Annotated in this window: 18 protein-coding genes; 10 read left to right on the top strand and 8 right to left on the bottom strand. The window is 47.8% G+C overall.

Features of this window, described 5'->3' with window-relative positions:
• Positions 1-5: 5 nt before the first annotated feature.
• A complete protein-coding gene (locus QUA25_RS08865; RefSeq protein ID WP_333037091.1) occupies positions 6-1055 on the top strand; it encodes a metal ABC transporter solute-binding protein, Zn/Mn family in 1050 nt (349 codons plus the stop codon).
• 117 nt (positions 1056-1172) lie between these two features.
• On the opposite strand, the gene QUA25_RS08860 is transcribed toward QUA25_RS08865, so the two are convergent.
• Together QUA25_RS08860 and QUA25_RS08855 are read right to left on the bottom strand one after the other, a co-directional pair.
• Positions 1173-1433 (bottom strand): DUF7219 family protein, encoded by a 261-nt coding sequence (locus tag QUA25_RS08860; protein WP_333037090.1) that lies wholly within the window; start codon positions 1431-1433, stop codon positions 1173-1175.
• Positions 1434-1722: 289 nt separating this feature from the next.
• A complete protein-coding gene (locus tag QUA25_RS08855) occupies positions 1723-1890 on the bottom strand; it encodes a metallothionein (protein WP_333037089.1) in 168 nt (55 codons plus the stop codon).
• A gap of 146 nt (positions 1891-2036) precedes the next feature.
• On the opposite strand from QUA25_RS08855, the gene QUA25_RS08850 reads away from it, so the two are divergent.
• Positions 2037-2447 (top strand): metalloregulator ArsR/SmtB family transcription factor, encoded by a 411-nt coding sequence (locus tag QUA25_RS08850; protein ID WP_333037088.1) that lies wholly within the window; start codon positions 2037-2039, stop codon positions 2445-2447.
• Positions 2448-2561: 114 nt separating this feature from the next.
• Here QUA25_RS08850 and QUA25_RS08845 read toward each other — a convergent pair whose 3' ends face one another.
• The 4 genes from QUA25_RS08845 to QUA25_RS08830 form a co-directional block, all read right to left on the bottom strand.
• Positions 2562-2759, bottom strand: coding sequence for a heavy-metal-associated domain-containing protein (locus tag QUA25_RS08845; RefSeq protein ID WP_333037087.1), 198 nt, complete (start codon positions 2757-2759; stop codon positions 2562-2564).
• Positions 2760-2932: 173 nt separating this feature from the next.
• Positions 2933-3793 carry a 3-deoxy-7-phosphoheptulonate synthase gene (aroF, locus tag QUA25_RS08840; protein WP_333037086.1) on the bottom strand — a complete coding sequence of 287 codons (861 nt, stop codon included), beginning with the start codon at positions 3791-3793 and terminating at the stop codon, positions 2933-2935.
• A 142-nt stretch (positions 3794-3935) separates the two neighbouring features.
• A complete protein-coding gene (locus tag QUA25_RS08835) occupies positions 3936-4148 on the bottom strand; it encodes a hypothetical protein (RefSeq protein WP_333037085.1) in 213 nt (70 codons plus the stop codon).
• Between the two features lie 206 nt (positions 4149-4354).
• Positions 4355-5281: a sulfotransferase domain-containing protein gene (locus tag QUA25_RS08830; RefSeq protein WP_333037084.1), complete on the bottom strand. Its 927-nt coding sequence runs from the start codon at positions 5279-5281 to the stop codon at positions 4355-4357.
• A gap of 421 nt (positions 5282-5702) precedes the next feature.
• Here QUA25_RS08830 and hpsA point away from each other — a divergent pair, with 421 nt between their 5' ends.
• The 4 genes from hpsA to QUA25_RS08810 all read left to right on the top strand — a co-directional run bounded on the left by hpsA (position 5703) and on the right by QUA25_RS08810 (position 13364).
• On the top strand, positions 5703-10892 hold the full coding sequence (gene hpsA / locus QUA25_RS08825) for a hormogonium polysaccharide biosynthesis protein HpsA (protein WP_333037083.1): 5190 nt from the start codon (positions 5703-5705) through the stop codon (positions 10890-10892).
• A gap of 31 nt (positions 10893-10923) precedes the next feature.
• A complete protein-coding gene (locus QUA25_RS08820) occupies positions 10924-11541 on the top strand; it encodes a prepilin-type N-terminal cleavage/methylation domain-containing protein (protein ID WP_333037082.1) in 618 nt (205 codons plus the stop codon).
• A gap of 61 nt (positions 11542-11602) precedes the next feature.
• Entirely contained in the window at positions 11603-12691 is a 1089-nt protein-coding gene (gene hpsC, locus QUA25_RS08815; RefSeq protein WP_333037080.1) for a hormogonium polysaccharide secretion pseudopilin HpsC, read from the top strand.
• 58 nt (positions 12692-12749) lie between these two features.
• Positions 12750-13364, top strand: coding sequence for a GspH/FimT family pseudopilin (locus QUA25_RS08810; protein ID WP_333037079.1), 615 nt, complete (start codon positions 12750-12752; stop codon positions 13362-13364).
• Between the two features lie 288 nt (positions 13365-13652).
• On the opposite strand, the gene QUA25_RS08805 is transcribed toward QUA25_RS08810, so the two are convergent.
• Positions 13653-14411, bottom strand: a complete 759-nt coding sequence (locus QUA25_RS08805; RefSeq protein ID WP_333037078.1) for a cobalt-precorrin-6A reductase — start codon at positions 14409-14411, stop codon at positions 13653-13655.
• A gap of 226 nt (positions 14412-14637) precedes the next feature.
• Between QUA25_RS08805 and QUA25_RS08800 the strand changes: the two genes are divergently transcribed.
• Positions 14638-15456, top strand: a complete 819-nt coding sequence (locus QUA25_RS08800; RefSeq protein WP_333037077.1) for a tetratricopeptide repeat protein — start codon at positions 14638-14640, stop codon at positions 15454-15456.
• Between the two features lie 129 nt (positions 15457-15585).
• On the opposite strand, the gene QUA25_RS08795 is transcribed toward QUA25_RS08800, so the two are convergent.
• Positions 15586-16374, bottom strand: a complete 789-nt coding sequence (locus QUA25_RS08795; RefSeq protein WP_333037076.1) for a TIGR01548 family HAD-type hydrolase — start codon at positions 16372-16374, stop codon at positions 15586-15588.
• A gap of 177 nt (positions 16375-16551) precedes the next feature.
• Between QUA25_RS08795 and QUA25_RS08790 the strand changes: the two genes are divergently transcribed.
• The 3 genes from QUA25_RS08790 (at position 16552) to QUA25_RS08780 (ending at position 19630) form a co-directional block, all read left to right on the top strand.
• Positions 16552-16863, top strand: a complete 312-nt coding sequence (locus tag QUA25_RS08790) for a 30S ribosomal protein PSRP-3 (protein ID WP_333037125.1) — start codon at positions 16552-16554, stop codon at positions 16861-16863.
• Between the two features lie 382 nt (positions 16864-17245).
• Complete coding sequence (locus QUA25_RS08785) at positions 17246-18319, top strand: class I SAM-dependent methyltransferase (protein WP_333037075.1); 1074 nt, start codon at positions 17246-17248, stop codon at positions 18317-18319.
• A gap of 576 nt (positions 18320-18895) precedes the next feature.
• A complete protein-coding gene (locus QUA25_RS08780; protein WP_333037124.1) occupies positions 18896-19630 on the top strand; it encodes a Mo-dependent nitrogenase C-terminal domain-containing protein in 735 nt (244 codons plus the stop codon).
• The last annotated feature ends 420 nt before the right edge of the window (positions 19631-20050 follow it).

Here is a 20050-nt window from a genome sequence, read left to right as displayed (position 1 = left end):
TGAAAATGTTAAAGAACTGGCCTGGAAAAACCGCGAGATTTTGCGGTGCGGCTGTTTTGGCAATTGGCTGCGGGCTGGTTGGGTGCAGTGGAGGGCAGAACGCAAGCAATGGGGGGCCACAGAGTCCCGCCGCCAACTTGCCCAAAGTCGTCGCCACAACTGGCGTTATCTGCGACATAACTAAAGAAATCGCTCAAAGTTCGATCGACACCACCTGTCTAATCGAGCCGGGAGACGACCCCCACGCCTACCAAACCAAGCCGGAAGACCGCAAAGCGATTGAAACAGCAAATCTGATTTTCTACGGCGGCTACAACCACGAACCCAGCATCATTAAGTTAATTGAATCTAGCAATAATTCCGCACCCAAAATCGCCGTCCACGAACTCGCCGTTCCCAAACCGCTGATGGGCAAAGACGATCACGAACACGGTGAAGATAAAGCGGAAAACCAACCCCATGCAGAAGGCGAAAAAGTCCCTGACCCTCACGTTTGGCATAACCCTGAAAATGGCATCCGTATGGTAGAAACAATTCGCGATGAATTGAGCAAAGTTTCCCCCGCCAATGCTCAACTTTATGCCAAAAATGCAGCAACCTTAACAGATGAGTTGCAAAAAATAGATACTTGGATAAAAGCTCAAATTGCGACTATTGCACCAGAAAAACGGAAGTTAGTAACAACTCACGATGCTCTGAGTTACTATGCCGATGCTTACGGTTTGGAGATGGCTGGAGCTTTGCAGGGTGTGACGACAGAGGAACAGCCCACAGCAGCAAGAATTGCCGCATTGTCCTCAGAAATTAAGAGCACAGGAGTGCCGACAATTTTTGCCGAAACTACAACTAATCCGAAGTTGATGGAGACTGTGGCGAGGGAGGCAAATGTCGAGATTTCCGACAAAGAACTTTACAGCGACGAGTTGGGCGGCCCCGGCACGGGTGCTGATACATATCAGGGAATGCTGAAAACTAATACTTGCGCGATTATTTCTGGCCTCGGTGGCAATTGTACTTCTTTTGCCGGAGAAACTGCACCAAATCCCAAACCATAGAATTTTCTAAAGTTTGCCTACTAGCAAGCACCTTACCTTGGCTGGGTACGCAGAAAAAAGCAGCGCTCGCAATCGCAGGGGTTTTCGATTGCAAACGCTGCGTTGGTAGCGATGACTTTAAGGTGAATTTGGCTCCTCGGTACTGGGGGGTTTTTGGCCAATTCCTAATTGCTTCTTAGAGGATTTTAAGTCTTTCCAAAGCATCTTAATATCTTTATAGGCTTTCTCAGCGCTAATTTTACCCCCTGTTTCCAGCGAGCAAATATAAGTTATTTTTTGAGCAAACTCCTGCAAGTTGGCATTAAACGCCAAGTTTTCTGGCGTGAAATCACCGTAGTAGCGATTGCGAGGATGTAAAAAATCTTCCCGCTCTTTCATTGCCCCCTCCTAATTAAACTTTTGGTATTCAACTTTTGGTTCGGTCTCTGCTGTTAATAGCACTATTTGTACTCAGTATCGCGGCGCTAACTTGCTTCTATTGTATTGCGTAAGTAGCAATTGTGCTTTTTCGCTCTGTATTTAGTCTATTAATGCAGTCTTAACCTTAAGTTAGCTTTATCTTAACTTTTCTTTAACCTAAAAGCAAAAAAATTGGGAAATGCGCTGTTGGCATCTCCCTTTAGATATATTTGGCAGTTGTTGATTAACCTTTTCTGAAGCGGAATATTTATTTGTGGCACTCGCAGCCTGTGTGGCCGCAGCCTTGGCCATTGGGGTGCCCGTCAGCGCAAGCACTGGAACAGTATGTTTTGCCGTTTTTTTCAATGGCTTCGCTGGCGTTGACAACGCACGAACATGAAGGACAGGCACATTTTGTTTGGGTGGCAGTAGTCATTTGAGCTTCTCCTGGTGGGGTTGTGTATCTCTATTAATATCTGAACACATATTCAGATATTAGTCAAGGGAATGTAAAAGTTTTGTTACAAAAGGTTTGCCGATCGCACTAAAATGAAAATGAGAATTAAAATTAGCCGGGAAAAGATGTCACCCAACTCTGCTGTTAATGGAGCGATAAGTCAGCCTCACCAACAAAACGATACACCAATGTGCGATCCATCGCACTTAGTTGACTGTTCGCGGGCTGGCGACATCCAAACACAGGTTCTCAACACAGCAAAAGCTCAGCGGATGGCTGAGTTTTTCAGTCTTTTGGGAGATGCGAATCGGCTGCGGCTGCTGTCGGTTTTGGCAAAACAAGAACTGTGCGTGTGTGACTTGGCTGCTGCGTTGAGTATGAGCGAGTCAGCAGTATCGCACCAGTTGCGGGCATTGCGGGCGATGCGGTTGGTAAGTTACCGCAAGGTTGGGAGACAAGTTTTTTATAGTTTACTCGATCGCCACGTTTTTGAACTTTACCAAGCAGTCGCCGAACACTTAGACGAAGCAGATTAAGCTTTTGGGCATTGGGCATTGATAATGGATTTAAGATTGTGTAGGGGCGGCTTTTACCAATAATTTCAGCCTAAGACCAATAATCTCGTAAACCCGCCCTCACCAAACTCAATATCAATCTTGGACGGTGTGGCCCGTAGCAACAACCGCCTGTGTAATAGACTCTTCAGAAGCTTGAGCTTCTACTGTAACAGTCTTAGCTGCGACATCCACATTGACAGTAGCATCGGAGTCAACAGTTTTGATGGCTTTGGTAATTGTATCAGCGCAGCCAGAACAGACGATCGAGGGAACGTTAAGTAGTATTGCCATAATTAAGCAAAATTTCGTAGATGACAGTATTATTTTTTATTTTAATCTAAATTCGTGAAACACGCGCTTTCCCGGATTTCGGCAGGGGTTTAAACCCCTGCCTCAAAGCTCAATTCGGTTAAAACCGACTGTAGAGTTTGACGTTAAAAGTTATAGATTATTTCCTACCCATATCACTTCAAACTTAATACCTCTGAAGGCACATTAATCTCGGGTATGCGGCGCCCAACGGCGGCGGCTACAGGCCGCAAACTCGCAACTAAATCTACCATATCTGGTAAAGAAAGAGCTTGCCGCGCGTCAGAAACCGATTTTTCTGGTTGCGGGTGACACTCAATAATTAATCCGTCTGCACCGCAAGCAACCGCTGCTTTGGCTAGTGGTGCGACTAATTCTCGCTTGCCGACTGCGTGAGAAGGGTCTACTATTACTGGCAAATGAGTTAACTGTTTCAGCGCTACGACTGCACCTAAATCTAATACATTCCGGGTGTAATTGTCGAAGCTGCGGATGCCTCTTTCGCAGAGAACTACATGAGGATTTCCGTGGCTGAGAATGTATTCGGCGGCCATCACAAATTCTTCGATTGTGGCTGATAAGCCGCGTTTTAGTAAGACTGGTTTTCCGGCTTGACCGATCGCCTTTAGTAACTCGAAGTTTTGCATATTCCGACTGCCTAATTGCAGCATATCAGCATAGGTGACAACTGGATCGATTTGGGCGATCGACATTACCTCTGTCACGACGGGCATACCGTAACGCCGGCTGACATCGGCTAAAATTTCCAGTCCCTCAATTCCCATCCCTTGGAAAGCATAGGGAGATGTGCGGGGTTTGTAGACTCCGCCTCGCAAAGCTTGCACGGAGGCGGCGGATAGTTGGCGGGCGACTGTTTCCATTTGTGCAGGACTTTCGACGGTACAGGGGCCGCCGATGATTAATAATTCTTGGCCGCCGACTGAGACTGTTTCTGAGAGTTTGACAATTGTTTGGTGTTCGGGATGAGATTTGGTTACGAGTTTGGCTTCTAACATGAGGGAATTCTCCGGGAAATTTAAGTGGGTGGTTGACAACAAAAAACCCGGCACTTTTAAGAGTTCCGGGTTGGTGCGAAAAGACAGCGCGACAATTTACCCAGAACTTTTGTTGGGCCAGAAATAAAAGCTGTAGTACCAGTTACTGAATAATGTCATTGCTGTTTTCGCTTGTACTCGATTGGTTGTTGGGAAAAGAAGTAGAAAAAACAAAACCGCAGGTGTTAATCTGCGGTTCGCCCGGATGTTCACAGTGAATTACCAATTCACTCCGGGCGAACTTGGCTGTACCAAAAATAAAAATAGCTGTTGGCTGTGAACATAGCTGAAGTGCTGCGATTTGTGGATTAAACACAATACTATTGCACAAGCTAGCACAGGGAGACTGGGATGTCAAGCATTGTTTGTCAAATGTAGGGAAAGGGCAAGGCCCATTGGTGTCATCGTCTTAAGCCGACTATCTGCCAGTCCGCGAGTCCGCCAGGGAATTCAACCCCTGCCGGACTATGGATTTTACCCTAAGTTGAAACCAATGGGCTTTGCCCTTTCCCTACTATGATGTTAATCCCAGCCGAAGTCTCGATCGCACAATTCGGCTAGTCTTTGGTTGTGCGATCGAAAATATGCTCTCAATTGCTCGTATACTGTCTCGCTGATGGGGGGATATTGGGTGGCGTTGTATTTTTCGTAGGTTTGTAGTTGGTGCGGCGGCAATTCTAGAAATTCTAAGACGCTGTTGTATGTGCTGAAGGGATTGGTATACAAGTCTTCGCTTTTGAGGATTAAAAGTTGTGATTTGGGAAAAAGTTTCATCCAGGCTGGGAGTTGATCGGCGTAAATGCCGCGCGTTAGATAACTGTGGTGTTGGTGTTCGTAACTGTAGTAGTTTGGGTTGGCTATGAGTTTTTCTATTTCGCCTTTGAGTCTTTCGGGTTCGGAGGCGATCGCACTTTCTAATGATAGGGATTCGTAGCCTATTTTGATATAGTAATAATAGTGGGATATTGCGCGTTCTACTGGGTTTCTCAGCAGGGCGATTATTTTAACTTTGGGAAATAAATCGTGGATTCGTTGCGGAACTTGGGGGTGACAGATGTAGTAGGGGCTGGCTTCTCCGGTTAGTAGATTTTCGCCTGTTTGGGGCTGGGGAAATTGGGCATAGTACCAGTCGGGGCTTTTGTCGAAGTTGAAGTCGAAGTAATGGATTTCTTTTTGGGCAGCGGGGGCGATTTGGGGATGTTGGATTAAGTAATTGTACAGGGATGTTGTGCCGCCTTTTTGGGCGCCGATGATGATAAAGTCGGGGGCTTTGGGAGTTTGTTTCATGGGTGGCGGTGGTAGGTTTATATTTGGCACTTGTACTGACAGTGCGCCGGGGGTCAAATGGAAATTCGATCGCAGTTTGACGCATGGCGGAAATTCGATCGCACTTTGACGCATTACGAAAATTCGATCGCCCAATTTAGATTTGATCCCGCTGACAGGCATAACCACTCGATGGGCCGATTGTGATTGTGGATTCCGGTGGTTGAAAGCGCTAGCAACGCGAACACACCAACAAAGCCCGCGAGACAAGGACTGGGAAATACATCGGATACGATCCCGATCACTGTTTTTGGGTGATCGAATTCACTCTCGCTCTGGCAACTGACATTTCAATTTAACTAGATTAGAGTGGAGTTAGGAAGATCTAATTCGTGCGGGGCAAATCTTTCGAGGAAAAATATATTATCGGCGGCGATTTTGGTTGCGGGTTTGTGGGTTTTATTTTTCAGCCAAGGTACAGATTTAAATTTGTGCAAGAGGCTGATATGCAAGTTGCAAAAAATGGGAACAATAAAGATGGGATTGTACTGTCGAGCAGTAACTACCAGCAATACCATCTCTGAAATTATTCAGGAAGGCGTCAATGTTTAAGAGCAAATTATCCAAAGTTATCGTATCCCTGCTGCGGCGGATTGCTGGTGTTACCAGATCCGGGGCGAAGCGGCTGATGAGAGCAATGCTGCAAACCCTGATGGCTATGGGCCGGAGGGCGAGACTACCGATGGCGGGGTTTGTGCTGCCGACGGTGACGATGGTGTTGCTGGTAGTGATTTTGTTGACTGTGGCGATTACGCTGCGATCGTTCGATCGGGCTAATACGGCGCGTAACGTGCGTGTGAGCCAGCAGGTGCTGGCGGCCGCGACTCCGGCGCTCGATCGGGCAAAAGCAAAAATTCAGTTCGTGCTGTACGAAGATCCGCAAAGACCGACATCAACTCCCTCCGATGCAGAATTGTACCGGATGATGTCAGAAAACACTGGAACTAGCGATTTGTATAAGTTTGGTGACGAGGAGCGTTTGATACTTAAGTATCCACTCAACGGTACAAGCCTGACTAACGCAAACAATCCTAAATTACCACCAGTTCAAAATAGCGGAGCCGGAATCGTAGAAAGCGAAGCGATCAATACAGCTTGGAGATATCCAGTTGATACAAATAACGACGGCTTTTTTGACACTTTTACCCTCTACGGAATATTTTTTCGCAATCCTCCTATCGATGCAACATCTCTAGAAGTCGCAAGGGCGAGAAAGCCACTGGACGCCAGAACGCCGCCGATGTCTTTGGGAGTTTTAGAACCCGCTTGCGCGGCGGCCGGGGCAGGCGATAACGTCGCTACGTTGGTGGGAGACTCCGGCTGGTACAAGCTAGACGGTAAGCTGAGCAAAAGTTTCTATGTTTATACAGTAAACGTACCGATTAAAGATGCAGAAGTTGCTGCTTTGGGTGCTAAATATAAAGCCTTCACGGGAACTTCCAGCATATCCGCACTAGAATACCAGCAAGACCAAAGTCGCATTCCCCTCAGCAACAACGCGGTAGTTTATGAAGACGACTTAGACATATCTCCCGGCGTTCCTCTGAATTTAAACGGGCGGATTTTGACAAATAGCAATTTATTAGTAACGGGGGTGAATAATGCAAGAGACGTTAAATTATTTGAAGTTAGCAGCAAAGGCTCTTGTTTCTACGACCAAGAAAATAGCCGAATTCAGGTTGCAGGTAACGTAGTCAATGGTTGGGCAGGTAACACCAATAGTAACCCCGCAGTAGTACATCTTTTCAAAGCTCAAGCAAGCGCCGACCAACCAGACGCAACCCCCGAAATACTAATTAACCCCACAAATCAATCTGCTCCTACCAATACCAGCCTTGATGTACTTTACAACGGCAACGCATACTCCCGGCGGTTAAATGCGCTAGTAGAGGGGCAAATGTCAAAGCCTGAAACCGACGATCCAGTTTCAGTTTATCGATTGGTGAATCCCCCAGCCGGTAGCACCCAACAGCCCCAAAGCCGCCGTAATGCACTGGAATCTTATTTCAAAGAAAGGCTGCGGAAAGTGCCTTTCAAAGAAGTACGACTGGGAGATGAAACTCTAGACGTACCCGATAATGCGTTAAAAGCTTACACTACTTACCTTCAAGAAAGTGGCGATCGTCTCAGACCCATAGATGCTTGGAGTCTTCCTACCACTGGGAATGCACAGGTAGGGAGTGACACCGGGCCGACAGGGCTTAAGCTCGATCTCACTAAACTGCCGTCCAGAAACCCGGAAAAGATAAAACCTACTGAAAGCGAAGAAAATTTGGGCGAGAGGGTATTAGTAGGCAACAACTTACCAGCCCAGCGATGGGACGACACCCAATCCAAATTCGTTGGGGCGGCAGACCCACAAGATGTTGGTGGCTCTACCCCCTGGACAGGTGGAGAGGCTGGTCGCACCCGCAAGTCGCAGGTGACGAAGATTGCTGACGTGGGAGCAACAGACCGCGGTAATGGTTGGGGAGAAGCTCCCGGTACTGGCACTCCGCCCTTTAGAGATGGTTTCTGGGAAGCTGCTGCAGCTCAAACACCGAGAAATCCCCTTGATGGAACAGGCGGTTTGCGGGTAATTACCAGTGGTGGCGTGTACGATCGCACTAACTCCTTCTTGCCACCCCCCAGATGGAACGATGGAACCAGCAAAACAGGCCCCGTACGTTTCGTTCCTGCCCCTGGTACCGCAAATACTTACAACGACCCAGCAACTACGGCTGTTGAACAATACCCCGTAGTTTGGCCGGATACTATGCCGATGTCGCCGCTGGGACCGGGTTCTCAGGTATACGACAATACTTTGGCTGCGGCAAATTGGATAACGTTCCCGACTGTACTGCCTCCAGCAGCAGCCTCTGCACTTCCCGGAATTACTGAAGATGCTACCACCGCTCGGAAGTTTGCCAAAGGCGACTTGCGGATGCGAGCAACGGCTGTTTATCATTACGCAGATAATGGCTACAACCCAGACGCGATTACTGGTACTGCCCAACCAGACCAAAAGCCGTATGCCTGTGTTAGCAGTTACTACGACCCCAGCAATGCTTCTACAGCCAGAAATATTACGAGTCTAGTCGGTAATGGTCTACCCGCTGATGTCAGCGGGCAGGGTGGGGCAGCACCATACGTAGCAAGACAGGCTGCGACACTAGGATCTCAGCAGGCATTCATCGGCTCTAACAACGGCATCACATACACCCCCAACAAAGCAAGACCCAGACCCGGCCGTTCTACTGTGGGTGCTGGCGGCTTGCTGACGGGTGGCGACCCAGTTTTAGACATACAAGCCAGCTTAGTCTTCCCTGACGGTCGGTTTGCCAACGGGCCCTTGAGAACAGCCCTGCAAGTGCCTGAAACCGCTCGCACATTAGCACAAAAAGCTGCGATCGACTCAACATACTGTGCACTCGACATTCTCAACGGCGCGATTACTCCCAATCCCAACTTAATTCCCCACGGAGCAATTCAAGAAGTAGCATTTTTGAGTGGCAGAGAAATTAAGGCGATCGAACGTGACAACGTTGCTACCCCCAACGTTAACGAAGCGTTTACGCTTAGCGGCCCTGTTCCTCTAACCAACACAACAAGATTAAAAGTCAATTACAATCAGCCCCTAGAAGAACGGCAACCCCTAGAAATTCGTGCGACTCAGCTAGATATCAAAGCCCTGCGGGGGGAAAAAGACAAACCAGTTGCTGGGGAGTGGTTGCTGCCCAACAGCGGGATTATCTACGCCAGCCGGGACGACGCCCTGCCAGATCGTAGCGATCGATCGGGCACTCCAGCCACTGGGCTTGATGAAGCCACAAGCAAAAGAGTCAGTCCATCAGACTCCACCCTCGACCCCACTCGCAAGCCAAACGGCATTGTCCTGATTAACGGCGATTTTCTATTTCGGGGCGGCAACACTCCCACAGGTGTAACTACCGTAGCAGATGTAGTGAAGGAAAAAGGTCTGACCTTAGTATCCAACTTGCCAGTCTACATCCAAGGCAGATTTAATGCCCACGGCCGTATCCCCCCCGCACCTGTTGGTGGGCCACCGCCAGCTTTTACCGAAGTTGAAGAATTTAAGACTACTGTAAATTCAACTTGGAGCAACTTTTACGGTCGCACTAAAAATGACCTCGATTCCAACTTTGCTTGTCGTCAGGGCGACCCTAGGCTCCCCTCATGTGGTGGGGACTACTGGAGACCGGCCAATGTTCTGGCAGATGCTGTCACCCTCCTATCAGCAAAATATCGTTTTGGCTTCCGCAACGAAGGAGATTTTGACCTGCGAAATAATGCGGGTGCTGAGGCCGTACTGCGCCGCAGACAAAGAGGATTTTTCAACAACAACTTTGTCACTAACGGACTTTCCAGCGGGGCGTTTTCAACTAATGGCAATTTAAAGGCAGCAACAGATCCGATAACGGTGACAGATGCTACCTACAGAAGTATCACCACTCTTCCCCCCGTTCAAATTACAAGTTCTTACTTCAACAACTTTGTGACTCCCGTTCAACGGCGCGGGCGTTTGCCAGAGTATCTGATGGAAGTTTGTAAGAAACTACCAGTTTCTGAGTGTGGGGATGCTGACTGGTTTGTGGATCTAACACCCGGCAATGAGCGGACGGCATTCCAGGCGGTCCCGGCGGGGCCGCCGACGACTTATGTCGCACCTGCTGCTGGCGCTTCTTTTCAAGCTGGTTCAACATTCGATCCCCCGCTTCCGGCATTACAAAGATTCCCGCGTCGCGTCGCTTTTGCAAGAAATGCTAGTAATCAGTTGTTAACGCCCACAACTCCTCAGCCTTTGGCGATCGCGGGAGGGGCTACTATTGCGCCTGTTGCCCCAGGAACTGCTCCTCCCGCTCCCATTCCAGCCAGAGATAATTCTCTGTGGTTTGTGGGTGGACCCACGCCAGTTTACAATAATAGCAGCCCCCTCTATATGGTAAATACCACCGTCCCCCCTAACGCCAGAGACGGTAGCAATACACCACTACCAGCCTTAATAGCGGGAGCAACACCCGAACCCCCAGTCCTACCTTTACTACAGGGAACCCAGCCCTTGTTGTTGCCGTTCTCGCAGATCCGAAGTGTGAGAGCTACTCCACCCGGCAATCAGGGTGCAGAAACTGCGAGACAAACGGGATGGATAGCGCGAGCTGAAAATACAACTTTCAATCTCGTCATCGCAGCTGGCGACACTCCCTCTCAAAACCTCAACGGCACAGTCGGTGACTTTAACGGCGGCTTACAAAATCTGCCCAGATTCTTGGAAAGCTGGAATAATGGGCAATTTGCTACTAATATCAAGGGTTCTTTTATCCAGCTAAACCGCAGTGCCTTTAACACAGCACCCTATCTCTCAATCCTGGGAGCAACTCCTTCAGGTTCCACTGCAGCCGATAAGATAGTAAGTGTGTTCGATCGGTTAAATCCACCTACTCCTTCACTGGGAATTCCCGTCAGATATAACGTTGATGGCGCAGGAGATCTTCCCTATTTCAGTCCGCCCGCTCGGAACTGGGGTTATGACGTGGGCTTGTTACCTCAGCCGCCTGATTTATTCACTCAAAAGTTCACCACTCCTCCTTCCACCAGTCAACCGGCCGAGTTTTTCCGGGAAGTTCCTCGAAACGACCCGTGGGTAAAAACTTTGATGTGTGGAGTCAAGGAAGACGGTGGTAGCCCCGCTACTTCTTCCATTCCCCCCACAGAATGTGCTAGTTTCCCTTACTAATTCCGCCGCGCAATTACTGGAGTCCTAATTTATGAGCAAGCAAAGACAACAGCAAAATTTACCTCAGTCACGAGACAGCGGCTACACGATTATCGAGTCATTGGTAGCGATGATTGTGGTTTCGGTGCTGATGATTGCGATCGCCCCCGTCATGGCTTACTCAGTAGCGACTCGCGTACAAGCGCGGCGGATCGAACTCGCCACGCAGGCGGCGAGAGCTTACATAGACGCTCTGAGGACGGGGGCGATCAAATATCCAGATACAAGGTTTCCATCTAGTGCCGATACTCCAACAAGTGCAAACACTTTATGTATAGATTTGGGTGCGGGTTGTGACCCTGACAGTAACAAAACCTTGTTGGTTCAAGGGGTTCTGCAAAATCTCAGTAATCCCGCCCCCGCCAATCCCACTACAACAGGTTACTCCTTGACGGTGCGGGTTTACCGGGGTGATGCTTTTTCTTCTTCGGGCGCGATGAAAACTACACAGCAATCCGTAGCTAATTCTGCTCTGGGCGACCCTAAAGCGCCTTTGGTGGTAATGAAAACAGAAATCCCTGCTTCTACAGTACCGGGTTCTTATGGATCGCTTTGTTCACGCATCCCAGATCCTCAAACGGGTGCGATTAGCACCACTGCGTGTAAATAATTAATCAAAATCCTTGTTAATCAACAATGTTTCCTACAAATTGGCCAAGGAAAAAGTCAAAATGAAAAATTTACTCAGGTTGCTTCTCAAAAGTCAGCACCAGCGAAACCGCTCTGAGCTAGCTCAAACCGAAAAGGGCATGACTCTGGTCGAGCTATTAGTCGGAGCAATTATGGCGTTTTTAATCATTACGCCGATGCTCGGTTTTGTAGTCGATATGCTGAATACCGACAGGAGGGAACAAGTCAAGTCAAACACCGAGCAAGACCTTCAGGCGGCCGTTGATTTCATCGCCCAAGATTTGAGCCAAGCTATTTATATTTACGATAATAGTGCAAATGGTGTCCCCGGACTCGTAGCGGGAAATTTCATCCCCTCTGCGGCTGCAACAAATGGAACTCCTATTCTGGTATTTTGGAAGCGCCAGCAGCTTAAGAATTCTCTCCCTATAGTGCCGGGTGATACACCAAGTAGTTGCGCTCAAAACACGCCACTCAAAGGCGCAGGTGCGTGCAACGATACCTATGTTTTATCATTAGTTGCGTACTACCAAGTTAGAGGTGGCCCTGGTATTTGGTGTGAGCCTTCAGGAGGTACGTGTCCCACCCGTATTGTTCGGTATCAAATTCAGGACGGACTGCGAGATCCTACTAGATCGACAGATCCTATTCCAGCAAACCGCTACTTTGCTGATGGTGATCTAAAAAATCCCGACGGGCAAAAGCGCAGTCTTGCCTTTAACATAGGTGCTCCCAATGTGGCAGGTTTTGACATCAGTAAGCCAACGGAAAAGGTGACGAACCCAAACGTTGCTTGGGACCGCGCTGATGTATTAGTTAATTACATCGACCACGGCACTCAGCCGGCCTTCATAGGGGATGAATGTAGGACCGCTCTGGGGAATCCTAATACCCAAACTGGAATTACAACATCCCCACTCTCAGAAGACACTCTAAAAGTAACAGATAGAACAACAAATATAAACAGCTTCTACGCTTGTGTTGATACACAAAGAAATTTAGCCAGAGTTACTCTCAGAGGAAATAGTCTGCGCCGCCTTCAAGCCGATGCTGACTATAACCCCAATAACCCAGCATATTTCCCAACAGCAAGCGTGCAAGTACAAGGTCTAGGTGCGCGAGGAAATTAACTTATGCCTGAAACAGATTTCCGCATCGCCGCCCGCTGATAAACAATAGGAGAGTACCATGAAAACCCCACCAATATTATTAAAACTTTTGCATAACTCGGCTGCTAAGCCCAGCCATAATTTCAACAAAGCTGCATTCAGAAAGGGTGATGAGGGATTCACCCTTCTAGAAGTGCTGGTGATAGCGTTAATCATAGGTATATTAAGCTCGATCGCCGCTCCAAGCTGGCTGGCATTCATCAACAGACAAAGAGTTCGCACAGTGAACGATCGCGTTTTCCAATCCTTACGATTTGCACAAAGCGAAGCAAAGCGAACTAAGCGCGATATCACAGTTACATTCAATTATATTCCAAACGATCCGGTAGCTGACCCACCAACAGTTACGATCGATACCGTTCCACCTGGCGTCAATTCGTCAGGACAACCACAACCGTTACGACAAGAGACTTTCAGCAGCGGAGGCGAAATTAAACCCGGCACTATTTCACTTGTTCCTAATCCACCTAATGCACCTAATGCACCCTCCATCACTTTTAACTACCTAGGCAATCCAGATAAAACTTCATTTTATGTCACAGTTGCTCCTGTTGGCGGCGGTACAAAACAGTGTGTAATTGTGGAAACTCTCATAGGGGGCATGAGAACTGATGAAGGGACGGTGTGCAAGTAAGCCTGCAGATATTTTTTAATCTCTAACAACAATTCCGCATAAGTGCAGAATTGCTAAAATCTATTAACTTAAATTATTTTATATTTCAAATCTCAATGAAAACCGTCAAAATAGGCAGCTAAAACAAAAACAAATAATCATCCAGCCAGGAAACCAACTATTAACTCAAAGACATAACCTGGCCGATGTTTGAAACCCTACTAACAGAATTAGGAGAAAGTCGCCCATCCCCACTTTCATACAGCAAGGGAACATTAGAAATCATGGTTCCGCTAATGGAACACGAAGTTACCCAAGTCCTGATAACTGCTTAACTAACCAAGCGATCGCCCCTTCAACATCAGCAACCTGCTCAACATCGGGAATCTGCGGCCGCTGCACCATCACCACCAGAATTCCCAGTTCCCTAGCCGCAACAATTTTCGCATAAGTAGCAGCGCCCCCGCTGTTTTTACTAACAATAGTATCAATCTGATATTCTAATAGTAATTGGCGCTCGTCTTCCAAAGAAAAAGGCCCCCTTGCTAATAACAATTTACCATTAGGAATAGGAGTATTTAGTGCCGGAGGATCGATCGCCCGCATCAAAAACCAAATAGCATCCAAACCCGCAAAAACAGCCAATTCCTGCCTACCAATCGTGAGAAACACCCGCTGAGACTGCCCTAATAAAGCCTTTGCAGCCTCCGAGTGGCTGGCAACTTCAATCCAGCGATCGCCCTCCACCCTCTCCCAAGCTGGACGCACCAGCATCAAATAGGGCACATTACATTCAGCAGCAGCAACAGCAGCATTAGCTGAAATCTGAGCCGCAAAAGGATGAGTAGCATCAATTAACAAGTCGATCGGGCGATCGAGCAAAAACCCCGCCAGCCCCGCCGCCCCACCAAAACCCCCAATTCGCACCGTACCCGTTTTTGGGGTAAAAGGCTGTTGAGTGCGTCCTGCTAGCGAAGATACCACCTCTATTTCAGCAATTTGAGACGCTCTTACCGCCAGTTCCGCAGCATCCCCCGTCCCGCCCAAAATTAGCAAGCGTTTTTTCACCAAATTATCCCTAATACCAATTTAATGTGAAGTTGCACATATCTCGATCCCCCTAAATCCCCCTTAAGAAGGGGGACTTTGAGAAGAATCTTGTCCCCCCTTATTAAGGGGGGCTAGGGGGGATCGGATTCTATGCAACCTCATAAAAAATTGGTATAACTTATCCAAGCAACCCCGGCAAATTCGGTTAATAATATGTTTAATAAAGTTTAAACTGCCAACAACGATGATTCGCTCACTTTTCACATTTTTTACAGTATTAATCGTAACCGGGTTAGTATGGTTGGGAAATATCGCGCCCGTTGCCGCACAAGTACAACCAACAGATATCGCCGATCCTCAACAGGAATTGGGAGAACTCGTTCAAAAAGCTTTTGAAGCTACAAATGAAGGCAAATTTCCCGCCGCTGAAACTTTTTGGACTCAAATCATTGACAAATTTCCATCACAAGCCGCCGCTTGGAGTAACCGAGGCAACTCTAGAGTCAGCCAAAACAAACTACAAGCCGCTATTTCCGACTACGAAAGAGCGATCGAACTAGCACCCGACGCCCCCGATCCCTACCTAAACCGCGGCACCGCCTTAGAAGGTTTAGGACGCTGGGAAGAAGCCATCGCCGACTACAATCATGTACTAGAATTAGACTCCCAAGATCCAGCAGCCTACAACAACCGAGGCAACGCCGAAGCAGGTTTAGGAAAATGGGAACAAGCAATTGCCGACTACAGCAAAGCCTTTGAACTAGCCCCCGAATACGCCTTTGCCCGCGCCAACCACGCCCTCGCACTTTATCAAAACGGGCAAACCAAAGAAGCAATTCGCAACATGAAAAACATCGTCCGCAGATACCCCCAATTTGCCGACATGAGAGCCGCCCTCAGCGCCTGTCTTTGGGAAGCCGGAAAGCGCGGCGAAGCTGAGAGCAATTGGGTAGCAGCCATCGGCCTCGACTCCCGCTACAAAGACCTCGATTGGGTTGCCAATAACCGCCGCTGGCCACCAGTTGTAGTCAGCGCCTTAGACAAATTCTTGCACTTGAAATAATCTCAAAGGCAAAGTTGACTGTTGACTGTTGACTGTTGACTCGATTTTATTATTCCGAGACAACCGGAAACGATATCATTGGTTATTTGTTATTTCGACAACTAACAACTGACAACTAACAACTGACAACTAACAATTGACTAATTCTCGAATCCGCGCAGCCGTCAACTCTTCGACATTCTTGAAAACCGCTGCCGCACCAGCAGTTTTCAGCGCTGCAGCATACGCCTCACAGCGCACAGCATCATCCAAAACATGAGGAGGCAAAATTCCAGCCCCCAGCCAAACCCGATTTGGTTGCACTTCCCGCGCCTTCACAACCGTGTAAATATCGGCAACAGTATCTCCCGCGTAAATCACGGGCAAATTTTTTGCTAAACCGTGCAGAGTTTCCAACTGTTCAATTGCCGCGAAAAGTCCAGCCGGATCGGGTTTTCCCGGTGCATCTTCCATCGCCACCAACACCGGGGAATTTAAACTCAGTTTCCCAGACAAAACATAAGCAGCTTCATCCCGCATCGCCCCGCTAAAAAAGCCCCACACAATGCCCCCAACTGTTAAATTTTCCAGGTAAGCCGGACTTAACAACAGCGGTTCGTCACAAATGTAACCAGTCCAATTTTTCTCATCGGGCCCGCGATAGCGACTTTGGAAAAAAGCCACTAATTTGTCATAGTTGAGAGCGAGTTCGTTTCTCGATCGCCCAATCCCCTCAAAATAACGGCAAACTAACTCAAAAGACGCCTGCCAGTCATTATTCCACACTCCCTCAGACTTCAGAGAGTCGATATCGAGAGAATTCGGGCGAAAAGCACCCGCCGTGAAATGCTCCACCGCATCCGCGATCGCCCGCCGGTAAGAACCGGACACATCCCGCACCACACCGTCAATGTCGAAGACTACAATAACTCTGTTCACAACTTAATCATCCTTGTACCTAGGGCGGGTGAGAACCCAAATTTTATCTGTTCCCAGCCCCTGAGTGGCGCTAAAACCAGCCGCGCCACAAAACTTTTCATGGCCGATGACCAATTATCGAACAGAGTGTGCTACGCTTAGCGATTGTAGAAATTTTTAACAAGTTCGATCGGAACCCTGGAGGTTTGCTTGTCCAAGTTCATCTTAAAAGTTCTCTGGCTAGAAGAGAATGTTGCCCTCGCCGTTGACCAAGTTGTCGGCAAAGGAACTAGCCCGCTGACATCCTATTTTTTCTGGCCCCGCAAAGATGCGTGGGAAGACCTCAAAAACGAACTCGAAGCCAAACACTGGATTGCTGACAACGATCGCGTCGAAATCCTCAACCAAGCGACAGAAGTAATCAACTACTGGCAAGAGGAAGGCAGACGGCGCCCGATGACTGAAGCTCAGTCAAGATTCCCCCTAGTGACTTTTACCGGCAGCAACTAAGCCCAGCTTTAATTTGCTACCCATATACATTGCCTGTTATGGCTGACGAGGGGAAGGAGAGAGAGGGGAGAAGGCGAGAGGATTTGACGCTTTTTCCACCTCGCCGTGAAACATACAATTTAAATGCGCTACAGCTTATATTGATACTAACTCCGATTTTGGGACCTACTCGGGTTTTGGGCTTGGTCTATTTGAGATTTGAGATTTGAGATTTATCCAAAATAAAGCTCTCAAATCCGATTTTCTACAGTCTAAAAAGACTAAGCAACCAAACCAAATAAATCTAAAATCGGCTTTTTTGTACTCTTAAATTGTACAGTTAACTCTCAAAAGACTTCCCTATGACTAATGACTAATAACTAATGACTTCTTCGCGGAATTTATGGGCGCCGAAAGTACGATCGACCAGACAGAACAGCTACCGCTGGTAGTAAATCCCGACATTCTCCAGCAAGCTATCCTCTACAAAATTAATACTCGCATCATCGCTCGTGGAGAATTAGTTTTCCCCTGCGTCCCAGGAATGCTAAGCCACTATCTCAAGTCGATAGAAAAGCTATTTAGCACTCTCGACAGACCCCTGCCCGAAGATCGCAGAGACGAACTCAGCAAGCTTTTAGCCACCAAGTTAGAACAAGGCTACCGCACCTCTACAGCATCGATGCTGATTCTGCAATACGAATCAGTGCAGCCGCCACAAACTGGTTTAGCTTGCAAAGTCATTGTTACTAGCTCAACAGTTGGAGAACAGTACAAAAGCTGGGTAGACACCAGAGAACCTCCGCTTTTCGGCTCTCATCCCGATGCAAAATTGATGACAACGGCTGCTAAATTGGGCACGCCCGATCGAGTGCGGATTTTGGACGTGGGGGCTGGTACCGGCCGCAATACCTTGCCCCTAGCGAGATTGGGTTATTCTGTAGATGCGATCGAACTAGCTCCCGCTTTTGCAGAACAATTGAAAGCTGCTGTAACAGCCGAAAACCTTCCCGTGACAGTGACTGAAGGCGATGTGCTCGATCCCTTAATACGGATGAAACCGGCCCGCTACCAGTTGGCAGTTGCTGCCGAAGTCATCTCACATTTTCGAGACAGCGATCAAGTACGGCTTTTCCTCGCTAAAATGTGCGATTCCCTGTCTTCCGGAGGTCTGTTGCTGTTCAGCACGTTTTTAACCGTTGGCGACTACCAGCCGGATGCCCTCGTGCGACAAGTTGCCCAACTCTCCTGGTCTACTTTATTTACGCCCCAAGAACTCGCCACTGCAATGGAAGGGTTGCCCTTAGTCCAAATATCCGACGAATTGGTGTTTGAATATGAACGCCACCACCTGCCGGAAGCAGCCTGGCCACCGACGCCCTGGTTTCCCAGTTGGGCCACCGGTCGAGATGTCTTCCCGATGGCAAACGGACGCCCGCCAATGGAATTGCGCTGGATTTTGTGCCGCCGAAGTTAAAAATTTTTGTCATTTCTAGACGGACACAGCAATCACAACTGTTAACAGGCAGTAACAGTTTCCTCAGATATTTTTATTTCAACAGCTTAAATCCGGCTCGCTGTTAGTATTGTGCTGCCGGCACAGAAAAATTTACAAAAATATATATTAAAATGTAAAGAGAGCGAAGTTCGATCGCCCCTGGGTGACAAACCCAGTGTCTGATTAGATCCAACGCTTGCCAACCTTTTATTTCTTGCGAAAAAGTGGGTTGCTAATGGCAATCGGGCTTGCATAAAACTCGATCGTCATCTCGATGGGTGCAACTAGAGTTAAGATGAATTCAACAAACCTATTCCTCCCGATAGATGACTTTTTAGGGAATAGGGTTAGCCAATAGATTAGCTCGCTAGTCAGCGATGCTGCTGAAAAACAAATATGCTTTTAACACATCCACTACAAGCGTTTGGAGCAATCTTCGGGCACAAACCTTCCACAAATAGATCATCCATCGATCAAAAAACCAATAAAAATTATTGGGAGGGGAATATTGAACTGGCTGTAAACGAACAAATTGACTGGTACATCCAAGTGGAAATGCTAATGAGTAACGCTAAATCTTCCTGCACCAATGAAGAGATTACTGCTTGGCTGCGGGGATTGCTGACAATTGCTTGGGCAGACGGCAACTTTGACGAAGACGAGCAAAAAATGATTGCAAATCTAACTCAGGATGAACTACACCCGGTATCTTTTGATGCGGGTTTTGAACCTATTGCCCCAGAGGAATTAGCCGCTGTGTTAGGGGAAGACACCGCCAAAGGCGAGGATTTTTTGAGGACAGCAGTCATGGTAGCTTTGGCAGACGGTACCTACTCGCTCAGCGAAGACGAGGTAATCTCTAAGTTTGGCAAAGCTTTGGGGCACAATGTAGAGGCGATCGAAGCTCTGCGACACACCATAGAAGACAGCAAGTGCGATCCGCAGGGACCCAGCAGCCAAATAGTCTTTGATGCGAATGTCGTCCCCGTCGTCGGAACACCGCTTTCATCTCGGCTACCTAAACCTCACCACAAAAATGTCCTGCAACCAGTAAAAGACTGGCTGGACGGTTGGGAAATTCACGACCCAAAATTGGCACACTTTGTCTGTAAAATTATTCCGCCGCAGTGTCCGTTTGAGCGAGATGTCGTGTTATTTGGTCGCAAAATCGTCCACATTCCGGCGATGTGCCAGATTAACCCGCTTTACGAACAGTTAGTCGGGATGCGCTTTCGAGCTCTCTGCTATTTGGCAGATGAATGTAAGGAAGATGTATCGTCCTATTGTTAATAGGAATGGGTAATTGCTAATTGGTAATTCATTCCGGGGCGCAAAACCTCTATCTCTAGGATGCGCCCCTAAGCACCTTACCGCTATAATTAGCACGTTAAATCAGTATTGGCCGAAGTCCTGTAATTAGCCATTGCTAATTTTCAGTAGATTATTTGCGATGATGTAGAAACCTATTTTGGGTACAAAAAAATACTTTAACAGCTATTCGCACCTGAGAAAAACCCTGTTGATTCTGTTTTTGTGGGTAATTCCTGCTAATATCAAATCTGCTTTTATAAAACAATACGGTTCAGATCAGCCACTCATGGAGACAAAACCCTGTGAAAAACAGAGACTGGGATTGCTTCGCTATTGGCTCCCACTGACAAAAAAATATTAACTGAACCGTCTTATTTTATAATATTAATTCAATAAAAG

The organism is Microcoleus sp. Pol17C6 (assembly GCF_036701145.1).
Taxonomy (GTDB): domain Bacteria; phylum Cyanobacteriota; class Cyanobacteriia; order Cyanobacteriales; family Microcoleaceae; genus Microcoleus.
This window is presented reverse-complemented; position numbering and strand designations above follow the sequence as displayed.